Origin of the sequence: Arthrobacter sp. Bz4 (assembly GCF_003075455.1) — a bacterium.
Lineage (GTDB): Bacteria > Actinomycetota > Actinomycetes > Actinomycetales > Micrococcaceae > Arthrobacter_D.
Genome location: NZ_QDAE01000003.1, coordinates 270,958 through 282,051 on the forward strand (window position 1 = coordinate 270,958; position 11,094 = coordinate 282,051).

Sequence of the window (11,094 nt, forward strand, 5' to 3'; positions counted from 1 at the left end):
CCAGATGTGAGGGCATCCCTCCACTTCTTGATCCGACACGCCGGCGATCAAGTAACGGGTTTGAACGGAACTATTGTGCTAGGTGACATTTAGTGTAGATTCTCATGAGTCACACCAGTAACACTAACAACATCAGACTCTCGCGCACCATCAGATGTTTTTGAAAGAGGTCCCCGACGGGCATGCCCGTCGGGTCTCCATTCGGCCATCGGCGCGGCCCGTACCGTTGACCATAGATGAGGATTTTGACCATGACTGCCCAGCGCTCATCATCGCCGCTGTTTAAAACCCGGGCCCAGGCCCCAGGTACCCGCATTCCCAACCGTTTCAATGTGGCGGTATCCACTGCCGCCATCCCCGCTGTACTGCTCTCCGCCGTCGCACTCGCGCAGCCAGCCGCTGCCGCACCCGTGACTGTGAGCTCACAGCAGGTTCCCCGCCTCGCCCCTGCCGTGACCGCTCCTGCGGGCCTCACCATCCCGGCGAGCACTATTGCGACCCGCATCCCGACCTTCCTGGCTCCGGCCCAGAGCGCCCCGAAGACCTACACCGTGCAGGCCGGCGATACCATCAGCGGGATCGCACTGAAGCTCGGCCTGGAAACCGGTGCCGTCCTCAAAGCCAATGGTCTGGGTGCAAGCTCGATCATCTACCCGGGTCAGAAGATCAAGCTCACTGGCGCATCCTCCAGCACGCCCGCTGCCAAGCCGGCAAACGACACGAAGCCGTCCTCCGGCTCTTCCTACACGGTGAAGGCCGGTGACACGCTGAGTGCCATCGCTGCCAACCACGGTGTCAGCCTGGGCACCGTGCTGGATGCCAATTCCCTGTCGATGTCATCGATCATTCACCCGGGCCAGAAGATCAAGCTGGGCGGTTCCGCTGAGGTTTCGGTTGCATCAACCGAAATCGCGCCTGCAGCGCCGCAGTCCGCCAAACCTGCCGCCAACGGCGGCAAGTACACGATCAAGGGTGGTGACACCCTGGGCGCCATCGCTGCCAAGCACAACGTCAGTCTTCGCGATCTGCTCTCAGCCAATGCCCTCAGCGCCACCACCATAATCCACCCCGGCGCCAAGCTGACCATCCCAGGCAAATCGGCGCGACGGCGGAAGCAGCACCGGCTGCCGAGACCGATACGCCAGCAGATCTGGTCCCGTCCACCTTCCTGCACTACACCTACCCGCAGCACGTGGTATCCGAAGCAAACCGCAACAAGCACCTGCTCAACTCCCTGCCGGTCCCCGGCAACGAAGCCATGAAGACCATCGTTGCTGACACTGCACGTTCCATGGGCGTCGACCCGAGCCTCGCCCTGGCCGTGTCCTTCCAGGAGTCGGGCTTCAACCAGCGTGCGGTTTCGCCTGCCAACGCCATTGGTGCCATGCAGGTCATCCCGATGTCCGGTGAATGGGCCTCCGACCTTGTGGGACGCAAACTGAACCTGCTGGACCCCTACGACAACGCGACCGCCGGCGTAGCGATCCTGAAGTCGCTGATTCGCACCAGCGCCAGCCTTGAGGAAGCCATCGCTTCCTACTACCAGGGTCAGTACTCGGTGACTACCCACGGGATGTTCAGCGACACGAAGAACTATGTTGCCGCCATCAATGCCCACCAGGCGAACTTCCGGTAGCAACGCCATCGGACGGCCGTGAATCGGAGTGGAATCGGGTGTCGGTTCCACCCCGTTCCATGTGTGCACTTAGGATCGAAGGGTGCAGGGACGGCAGAATGACCCACTGGTTGGCTCAGTTGTAGACGGGCGATATCTCGTTTTGTCGCGCCTTGCCAGAGGCGGCATGTCGACCGTCTACCGGGCCACCGACCAGCGGCTCGATCGCGATGTGGCCCTCAAAATCCTCTATCCCCATCTCGCTGAAGACTCGAGCTTCCTGGATCGCTTTGAACGCGAGGCAAAGTCCGCCGCACGCCTGTCCCACCCGCACGTGGTCGGTGTCCTGGACCAGGGCGTCGAAGACTCCCCTGACCGCTCGCTGGCCTACCTGGTGATGGAATATGTGCCGGGGAAAACCCTCAGGGACCTGCTGCGGGAAAAGGGCAGGCTCACCCCACGGCTGGCTCTGGCCATGATGGACCCTGTGGTGGAAGGGCTTGGCGCCGCACACGACGTCGGGTTGGTCCACCGGGACGTCAAACCGGAAAATGTTCTTCTAGCGAGCAACGGCCGGATCAAAATCGCTGACTTTGGCCTGGCACGGGCCGTTTCCACCACCACCAACACCGGCACCCTGATCGGGACGGTGGCCTATCTGTCCCCTGAATTGGTCACCGGCGGGGGCGCTGACGCCCGGAGCGACATTTATTCTGCGGGTATTGTCCTCTTTGAGCTGCTGACGGGGAAGCAACCATATACCGGGGATGTCCCGATCCGGGTAGCGCTCCAACATGCCAACTCGACCGTCCCGGCGCCGTCGAGCTTAGTCCCGGGTCTCGCGTCGGACATTGACGAGCTGGTGCAGTGGTGCACGGCTGTGGACCCTGAGGACCGACCGATCGACGGGAACGCCCTGCTGGGTGAACTACGACATATCCGGACCACCCTCACTGACGAGGAACTGGATTTCGAATTGCCGGTGGGCTCTGATCACGCCGCAGCAGCAGACCAGACCGGTGCCACCCCGCCGGTGCCGGGTGGCACTGAAGTCATCGGGACAGTGGCGGGCGCTTCGGCCACGGAAATCATTCACTCTCCGCGCGACCCCGCGCCACCGAGGTGATCCGCGCCGACCAGTCCCTGACCTCGGTCATCCCCCACGACGTTCAGCACACCAGAGCCATCCGGATCCCGGAGACCCAAGCTGAATCGCTTCCCGAGTCGGATCAGAGAACCGACAAACAGGCCCGACGGGAGTTCAAGGTCTACCAAAAGCAGCAGGCCAAGGCCGCCCTGCGGCCCGAGAAAGCGCTGCGCCCCGGCAACCGTGGACGCCGCAACGCTATCTGGGTGGTACTGCTTCTGCTCCTCGCTGGGCTCGCCGCGGGCCTTGGCTGGTTTTTCGGGGTGGGGCCCGGTGCACTGGCAACAGTGCCCGACGTCGTCAACCGTTCGGTGGACCAGGCCGAGTTGTTGCTGGCACAAAACGGCTTCGACGCCCCACGTTCGGAAGAAGAGTTTCACGACGAAGTGGCATCGGGGTTGGTGATCCGCAGCGAACCGGCGGCGCAAACCGAGATCCGCCGTTACCAGTCAGTCGAGCTGTTCGTGTCGAAAGGCCCCGAGCTGTTCGAGGTGCCGAATGTTGTTGACCGGGGTGAGGCTGCCGCCGCAGAACAACTGGCCGGCAGCGAGCTGGCAGTCGGTGAGATTACCCGGGAGTTCAACGCCGACGTCGAGGACGGACTGGTCATTAGCCAGGAGCCCGCCGCCGGTGATCAGACTCCGCGTGGCACCGCCGTGAACCTTGTCGTGTCCCAGGGCCCTGAACCTATTGAGGTTCCGGTGGTGACCGGGCAGCCGCGCGCCGACGCCGTTGCCGCCATCGAGGCCGCCGGCCTGGTGGCAGCGGTGGCCCCCGACGGCGAGAACAATCGAGACATACCCGCGGGCGCCGTCGTCGGGCAGAGCCCTTCCGGGGGGCAGCTGACCCGTGGGGAGACGGTGACCCTGACCCTATCCCTGGGGCCCCGTCTGGTTGAGGTGCCCAACGTGTTCTCCCAGCGGGAAGAGGCAGCCGTGGCCGAACTTGAAGCGGCCGGATTCGTTGTTGTAGTGGACTACACGTTCGGCGGTTCGGTTCTCGGTCTGGTCGCAGGGCAGGATCTGACCGGCGAGCAGCCGGAGGGCTCCACCGTCACGATCACCGTCACGTAGCAAGGATCCACCAGGGTTTAGACACAACAGAGGCGAAGCGTTTCCGCTTCGCCTCTGTTGTGTCTCGACCTTCGGTGTTTGAACCTTCGGTGTTTGGACCTGCGGTGTTTGAACCTGTGGGCCCGGCTTGCCTAGCGCTTGGAGAGTGCTCCTGCGACCAGGAAAGCCATCTCCAGGGACTGCATGTGGTTCAGGCGTGGATCGCAGACCGACTCGTAGCGTTCCAGGAATGCTTCCTGGTCCACGGGGTCGGCGCCGCCCAGGCACTCGGCGACGTCGTCGCCAGTCATTTCGACGTGGAGCCCGCCCGGGAAGGTGCCCAGCGAATTGTGCACCTCGAAGAAGCCGCGAACCTCGTCCATGACGTCGTCGAAGTTGCGGGTCTTGTAGCCGTTCGGCGACGTCACCGTGTTGCCATGCATCGGGTCGGATACCCAGAGGACCTGCGCACCGGAGTCGGTGACTTTCTCGACCAGCCGGGGCAGCTTCTCACGAATGTTGCCGGCACCCATGCGTGTAATGAAGGTCAGGCGACCTGGCTCGCGATTGGGATCCAGTTTATCGATCAGTGCGAGGGCATCGTCGGGTGAGGTGTTCGGACCGAGCTTCACGCCGATCGGGTTCCGAACCCGCGACAGGAAGTCGATGTGGGCGCTGTCGATGTCACGGGTACGCTCCCCGATCCACAGGAAGTGGGCCGAGGTGTCGTACGGGAGCCCGGTGCGTGAGTCGGTCCGCGTCAGCGCCCGCTCGTAGTCGAGCAGGAGCGCTTCATGGCTGGCGAAGAACTCGACCCTCTTCAGTGCCTCGAAGTCGGTGCCGCAGGCATCCATGAACCGGACCGCGCGGTCGATTTCACCGGCCAGCGACTCGTAGCGAGAATGGGCTGGGTTGGCGGTGAAACCCTTGTTCCAGTGGTGGACCAGGCGTAGATCCGCAAAACCGCCCTGGGTGAAGGCACGGATCAGGTTAAGTGTGGAAGCGGACGTGTGGTACGCCTTGACCATGCGGGAAGCATCATGCCCACGCGACTCAGGGGTGAACTCGTAGCCGTTGACCATGTCGCCGCGGTAGGCCGGAAGCGTCACGCCTTCGCGGGTCTCATCGTTGGATGAACGTGGCTTGGCGAACTGCCCAGCCATCCGGCCCATCTTGATCACCGGCAGTGATGCACCGTAAGTCAGGACCACTGCCATCTGCAGAATGGTGCGCACACGGGCGCTGATCCGATCTGCGGTTGCGCCCTCGAAGGTTTCGGCGCAGTCACCGCCCTGCAGCAAGAATGCCTTGCCCTGGGCAGCGGCGGCCAGGCGGTCACGCAGCACGTCGACCTCGCCGGCGAAGACCAGTGGAGGAAGGGTGGAAAGTTCTTTAACGGAGGCCGAATACACGCTGGGGTCCTGCCAGGTGGGCTGCTGCGAAATGGGCAGCTGGCGCCAGTTGTCAAGCATCGCGCTTGCCTGCGGGCTGCTCTGCCCTGCTGGGGGAACGGTGGTTTCGGTGGGTGCGAAGATATCAGTCACCGGTTAAGCCTAATGGGTCTACATCCCCGCCGCTGCCGGGACCGTCACGCAGCGGAGCAGCACGTCACATTGTGCCGGGCGCCACGCTTCCTGGGCCCAGCAGCCGGACTACCGTTTCCGGCTCAGCCAGACCGGCAATTTGATACTGGTGAGCCTGCTGCGCAAAGACTTCTGGTTGGTGTCCTGCTCCGTGGCTGTCGGGGCGGCGGAGGCGGATTTGCCGTGCGCCTTCTTTTCGGAGCTCTTCGCGGCCGCAAGCTTTTCTTTCACACTGCTCGCGTACACGTCCACATACTCCTGGCCGGAGAGCCGCATCAGTTCGTACATGATCTCGTCGGTCACGGACCGCTGAACAAAACGATCCTCGGCGAGACCTTCGTACCGGGAAAAATCGAGAGGTTCGCCGACGATGATGCCGATCCTGCGAATGTTGGGGATACGCCGGCCGATAGGTTGTACCTTGTCCGTGCCGATCATCGCTACCGGTATCACCGGCACCCCGGTGGCGAGCACCAGTTTGGCCACGCCGGTCTTTCCTCGATACAGCCGGCCGTCGGGACTGCGCGTTCCTTCGGGATAGATACCCAGGATCCCGCCATTATTCAGCACCGCTTCACCCGCGCTCAGCGAACTCGACGACGCAGCACCGCCTGAGCGGTCCATCGGCAGCTGGTTCGAGAGTCTGAAGAACATCGCGGTGAGCTTTCCCTTGATGCCCTTACCCGTGAAGTACTCGGACTTGGCCAGGAAGATCACCGGCCGGGGCACTGCGATCGGAAGGAAAATCGAGTCTGAGAAGGAGAGGTGGTTACTGACCAGCACCGCCGGACCATCCAGTGGGACGTTGTCCATTCCCTTCACCCAGGGCCGGAAGAGGAGACCCAGAATCGGACCTACGATGATCCGCTTCATGAACCAATAAAACACGCTGACAGCCTTCCTCGACCCGAGCGGGATCACGGCGGATTACCCCACAGTCGATCGCGCTTTTCCTTGAGAGACTACTCTAAGGAACGGATTCGCTGGTAAGGCATTGGTGGCAGGTGGCACGATGGGGCTATGACATCCAGCGCGGGTCCCGTCGCCTTCTCTTCCGACGGTTTCGGGGAGGCGTCGCGCATCGGCATCCTCCTGAGTCACGGTTTCACCGGTTCTCCGGTTAGCCTGCTCGATTGGGCCCAATATCTAGCCGATCAGGGGTACGCAGTGCGGCTCCCTCTGCTCGACGGCCATGGCACCACCTGGCAGGAACTTGCCCGCACCCCTTGGCAGCGCTGGTACGCCAGCTATGAGACGAGTTACCGGGAATTGGCACAGTCAACCGAGAAGATCGTCGTCGCCGGCCTGTCAATGGGCGGGACCCTTGCACTGCGGTTGGCGGCCCTGCAGCCGGTGGCCGGCGTCGTCGTCGTCAATCCTGGTCTCACCATCGCCGATCCGCGCGCACGTTACGCCGGGGTGCTGAAGTTTGTGATGCGATCGGTGCCAGCCATCGCCAACAACATCAAGAAGGAAGGGCTCGACGAGGGCGCGTACGCGCGGACCCCCGTTGCTGCTGTCGCACAGCTCGGCCGACTATTCAGGGAGACGGTCAACCTGCTCCCGTCAGTAACCGCGCCCACGCTGGTTTTTCGCTCATCGGTGGACCCGATCGTGCCGGAAAGCAGCCTGGAGGTGCTGCAACAGCGGATTGGTAGCAAAGCTCTTGAGATTGTGCGTTTGGAGAACAGCTACCATGTTGCGACCATGGACCATGACGCGCAGTTGATTTTTGAACGGTCAGCGCAATTTATCCAGCACGTGACGGCAGGTAGCACCGCATGACATCCCGAGGTCAGGAACCCAACGAGTCCACTGACGATGCCGTGTGGCAGGATCTGGTGGCCCGGTTGGAGCAGACGCCCACCGCACCGGAGGCTGCAGCCAGTTCGGCACCGGAACAGAACGTTGATGCGGGATTGTCCGATCAGGACCGGGTGCGGGCTCTGTTTGAGAATCAGCCCCGCCGCTCCCCCAGTGGTCCGCGGGACTATACCCCCGAGGAGCCCGACGACGACGAGGACGAGGGTTATCATCCGCCGGAGCCGCCGGCGCTGGGTACCGGGGAGCCGCTGCTGGTCCTCGCCTGGTTCGGCGCAGTGGGTGGACCGATCGCTTTGCTTTTACTCGCCATGTTCTGGCGCGCCGCCCCGCTCACGATGATGCTGGGGGTGCTGGCCATCTTCCTGGTGTCGGTGGCGTTCCTGATCCTGAGGCTCCCCAAAACCCGCGATCACGGAGACAACGGCGCCGAAGTATAGGTAGCTGCCGCGTTCCGTAGGACCGAGCCGGAGTGGTCAGCCGGTGATGTGTACCGGGGTGGCCGGGTCGATCCTGGCTGGTTGAAGGCGGCTCCCGCCTCGTTGGGCGGCCGCACCGGCCAGTACCACCAGTGCAATGCCCGCCAGCTGCGGGACTCCCACGTGTTGTTGAAGAATAATCAGTCCCAGCAGCACTCCGAACGCAGGTTCCAGTGCCATCAGCGTTCCGAAGGCTGTAGGGGTCATCCGGCGTAGTGCGAGCATCTCCAGTGCGAAGGGCAGCACCGGGAGCAGCACGGCCAGGCCCAGCGCGGCGGCGAGGATGCCTGGCGTGATGTGGCCAATGGCTTGAGGGACCCCGACGACGGCCGCGGCAACCGCCGCGATTGGCACCGTCAGGGAGAGCGAGGCGATTCCGTTGAAACGGTCGCCGATGCGTTGAGTGAGAAGGATGTAGACGGCCCACCCCACGGCCGCCATCGCTGCGAAGCCGACTCCCGTCACATTGAAAGTCCCCTGCCACGGTTCGGTCATGAGAATCACGCCGATCAGGGCGAGACCCGGCCAGAGCAGCGCCCTCTTGCGGTGGCTTCGCAGAGCTGCCACGGTCAATGGCCCGAGAAACTCGATTGCGACGGCGGTGCCGAGGTGGATGTGCTCCAGTGCCGCGAGGAACCCGATGGTCATCAGACCCGTAGCCAGACCGAGACCGATAATGGTGGGCACGTCCTGGCGGCGGATCGAGCGAAGTGGTGGACGGACCAGAGCGATCAGGATGATTGCCCCCATGCTCAAGCGCAGCCATGCGGTTCCGCCGGGGCCGACAGCGCCAATCAGGTCTACCGACAAAGCGGAACCTAGCTGGACTGAGAACATCGCCGTTATCGCAAGCCCCCAGGGCGGGACGGGTGACGTTCTGGTCATGATTTGATCGGTTCGGGACGGATCAGCCGGCTGGCGGTCTGCACGTCGGGGCCGAGTTGGCTGAGGTGGGAGGCAAGCGCATCCGCTGCGAGTTGCAGCGCGTGGTCAGTCATCGGCTCAAGAGCATCCAGGATGAAAAGTGCGGTTTCAGTATTGTTTTTGAGCTGTGTCCGCCGCCCTTGCCGCCAGTTCCAGCGCCGGCACGTCACTCCTATGTCATCCCTCCAGACCACTTCGCCAGGTTCCGGAAACTCGACCGTTTCCTCGCCCCCGGTCGCGGTGTCGAACGGTTCGGTTCCCCTGGCGAGGGTCAGGCGGGGTGGGCCAGCGTAACCGGTGAGATCCTCGCCACCCAAGGGGACCTGGTGGAGGACTGAGATGGCGTTGTAGATGTCGGTGAGTCGGTTGACGCGTGGGAGCCCGGTGGCTGACCTCCGCAGCAGGGCCTCCAGACTGTTGCGCGTTCGTTGCGGCTTGGCCCCGAAACCGCGATAGGCGTCCCGCCACGCAGCGACGTGTGCAAGTTGCTCAACCAGAGTAGTTTTGAGGAGCTCACGGGCGAAACCTTCAGCGTGACTGAGGAGGTCCTCGCTTGTCTGGTCGCTGGGCCCTGGCACCAGACCATCGGCGGCGATCAGCACAGCACGATAGTCCGGACGAAGCAAGAACACTTCCGGGTCAACGCGGCTGGATTCCACAACCTGGTGCAAGCTGCTCAGATCATTCATTGGTTGTTGCCTCTCGGTGGCTCAGCCCTACACCGGGCTCGAAAACTGCCATGGTGAACGTGGCCGGTTCCATGGTTATATTCGCGTACGAGTGGGCGACGTCCCCGGGAAACGACACGGCGTCCCCGGTTTCGAGCACTATTGACTGCTCCCCCACCTGCACTGTGATCGAACCTTGCCGCACCTGGAGAAACTCTTTGGTTCCCTTGGAGTGTGGCTCGCTCTCGTGGCGGTCCCCCGGCACGAATGTCCAGTCCCAAAGTTCGACGACATCGGGTGACTCGGAGCCTGCCACCAGCGTCCCCCTGCCACCGGCTTCGGAAGTCCAGAGGGCGGCTCTTTCACCGCTGCGTGTAACTGTCACGGGCTTCGCCGATGGAGACTCAACCAGCGAAGGCAGCCCGATGCCGAGAGCGTCGCTCAACCTCAACAGTGTTCCTACACTCGGGTTGGTGGCACCCTGCTCCACATTGATCAGCATGCGACGACTCACGCCAGCAGCGTCTGCCAGCTGATCAAGAGTCAGGGATCGGGATTGACGCTCTTGTTTGATGCGGCTGCCAATTGCTGCCGCAAGCGCAGTGGGGTTACTTACCATAAGTGCAGCATACTGCACTTTGAGTGCAGTATACATTATCAGTGCAGTATGCGTTGTCGAGCGCGACTGCTGTCTGGATGGGCGCCGCCTGTGGTCCGACGCTGCCTACGTCGCCGGAAGCACTCTAAGCAGTCAACGATAATCGGGGGCGCACTCTCAGAAGGGCGGGGGTATGTCGGGTGGTGGTGCTGGTGGTGGGTCGGCGGTGGTGAGGTAGGTTTCGCCGAGTGGTGAGATCGCGATGATCGTCCCGGGCTCGGGTTGTTGGTAGTGCCAGTAGCCTTCGGTTTTGAACATGTGGTGGCGTTTACACAGGGCCGCCAGATTCCCGTAGCTGGTCTTGCCGCCTTGGGACCAGGGGGTGGTGTGGTCGAGTTCGCAGAACACCGCCAACCGGTTACACCCCGGATGCCGACACGTCCCATCCCGGACCCGGACCGCATCCTTCAGGTCCTGCGGGACCCGATACATGGTCGCATCAGCGCCTAACCTGGCCCCGGTAAAGGGGTGGGTGAGGATCCTGGTGAACGATGGTGCGTGCCCGGCGAGCTGACGTGCCGTCTCGGGATCAATCGGCCCGTAGCCTTCCAGCTCACCGGGAGCATCCCCGCCGAGGAGAGTCATCACCGGGACGGTGACGAACACCTTCGCCTGCACACCCCAATACGTGCTGGCCTCCCCCAGCTGACTAGCTGTTCCCGGCCAGCTCCGGTCAGCACCCGGGCCGGCCCCAGCGGCAGTACCAGGTTCGGTCCCAGCGGCAGGAGCAGGGCCAGCTGGGCTAGCTGGGTCGGGTGCGTCACTCATGTGTCCGGTGGGTCCGGCGCTGGTGAGGACATCCACGAGGACATCGGCCCTGAGCTGGGTGAGAGTTCTGGCCTCGTCGGGTCCTTGCAAGGCCCGGGCTGCGGTGTCGACGCGGTGGAAAATCCCGGCGGCCTGTTCGGTGGGCAGGAAGGCTGCGAGCCAGGCCATCCCGTCCTGCGCCGGGTCCAGATACACGCGACGGTCCTGGAGAGCCTTCCGGTGCCGCAGGGTGATCGATTCTGGGTGGAAGATGTCACGTAACCGTTGGGCCTGGCGGTAAAACTTCGCCACCGTGGTCTGACAGGCCAGACCGATGAGCTGGGCCTCGAATGCGGCCATCACGGCGGGAACGGTATCCGGGATACCAATCGCTTCCCCG

10 protein-coding genes and 1 pseudogene are annotated in these 11,094 nt (G+C 63.1%); 5 read left to right on the plus strand and 6 right to left on the minus strand.

Annotation, left to right across the window (positions count from 1 at the left end):
- The first annotated feature begins 251 nt into the window (after positions 1–251).
- From DDA93_RS04455 to DDA93_RS17065, 3 genes and pseudogenes are all read left to right on the plus strand, one after another.
- Positions 252–1,636, plus strand: a pseudogene (locus DDA93_RS04455) (LysM peptidoglycan-binding domain-containing protein).
- A 166-nt stretch (positions 1,637–1,802) separates the two neighbouring features.
- Positions 1,803–2,741: a protein kinase gene (locus tag DDA93_RS17060; RefSeq protein WP_207771305.1), complete on the plus strand. Its 939-nt coding sequence runs from the start codon at positions 1,803–1,805 to the stop codon at positions 2,739–2,741.
- Positions 2,738–3,835, plus strand: a complete 1,098-nt coding sequence (locus DDA93_RS17065; protein WP_207771306.1) for a PASTA domain-containing protein — start codon at positions 2,738–2,740, stop codon at positions 3,833–3,835. The genes DDA93_RS17060 and DDA93_RS17065 overlap by 4 nt, the downstream gene beginning before the upstream one ends.
- Before the next feature lie 131 nt (positions 3,836–3,966).
- On the opposite strand, the gene DDA93_RS04465 is transcribed toward DDA93_RS17065, so the two are convergent.
- Together DDA93_RS04465 and DDA93_RS04470 are read right to left on the minus strand one after the other, a co-directional pair.
- Positions 3,967–5,286 (minus strand): 3-deoxy-7-phosphoheptulonate synthase class II, encoded by a 1,320-nt coding sequence (locus tag DDA93_RS04465; RefSeq protein WP_116778148.1) that lies wholly within the window; start codon positions 5,284–5,286, stop codon positions 3,967–3,969.
- A gap of 180 nt (positions 5,287–5,466) precedes the next feature.
- The gene (locus DDA93_RS04470) at positions 5,467–6,285 is read right to left on the minus strand and encodes a lysophospholipid acyltransferase family protein (protein WP_243400504.1); all 819 of its coding nucleotides are present in this window, start codon (positions 6,283–6,285) and stop codon (positions 5,467–5,469) included.
- A 132-nt stretch (positions 6,286–6,417) separates the two neighbouring features.
- Between DDA93_RS04470 and DDA93_RS04475 the strand changes: the two genes are divergently transcribed.
- On the plus strand, positions 6,418–7,182 hold the full coding sequence (locus tag DDA93_RS04475; protein WP_019481357.1) for an alpha/beta fold hydrolase: 765 nt from the start codon (positions 6,418–6,420) through the stop codon (positions 7,180–7,182).
- On the plus strand, positions 7,179–7,658 hold the full coding sequence (locus DDA93_RS04480; RefSeq protein ID WP_019481358.1) for a hypothetical protein: 480 nt from the start codon (positions 7,179–7,181) through the stop codon (positions 7,656–7,658). The genes DDA93_RS04475 and DDA93_RS04480 overlap by 4 nt, the downstream gene beginning before the upstream one ends.
- A 36-nt stretch (positions 7,659–7,694) precedes the next feature.
- Here the strand turns inward: DDA93_RS04480 and DDA93_RS04485 are convergent, their stop codons facing one another.
- The 4 genes from DDA93_RS04485 to DDA93_RS04500 all read right to left on the minus strand — a co-directional run.
- A complete protein-coding gene (locus tag DDA93_RS04485; RefSeq protein WP_116778140.1) occupies positions 7,695–8,582 on the minus strand; it encodes an EamA family transporter in 888 nt (295 codons plus the stop codon).
- The gene (locus tag DDA93_RS04490; protein WP_116778141.1) at positions 8,579–9,310 is read right to left on the minus strand and encodes a phenylalanine--tRNA ligase beta subunit-related protein; all 732 of its coding nucleotides are present in this window, start codon (positions 9,308–9,310) and stop codon (positions 8,579–8,581) included. Before DDA93_RS04490 ends, DDA93_RS04485 begins: the two co-directional genes overlap by 4 nt.
- Entirely contained in the window at positions 9,303–9,908 is a 606-nt protein-coding gene (locus DDA93_RS04495) for an XRE family transcriptional regulator (protein ID WP_116778149.1), read from the minus strand. The genes DDA93_RS04490 and DDA93_RS04495 overlap by 8 nt, the downstream gene beginning before the upstream one ends.
- 156 nt (positions 9,909–10,064) lie before the next feature.
- A partial coding sequence (locus DDA93_RS04500; RefSeq protein WP_133185426.1) for an HNH endonuclease signature motif containing protein occupies positions 10,065–11,094 on the minus strand: 1,030 nt, incomplete at its 5' end.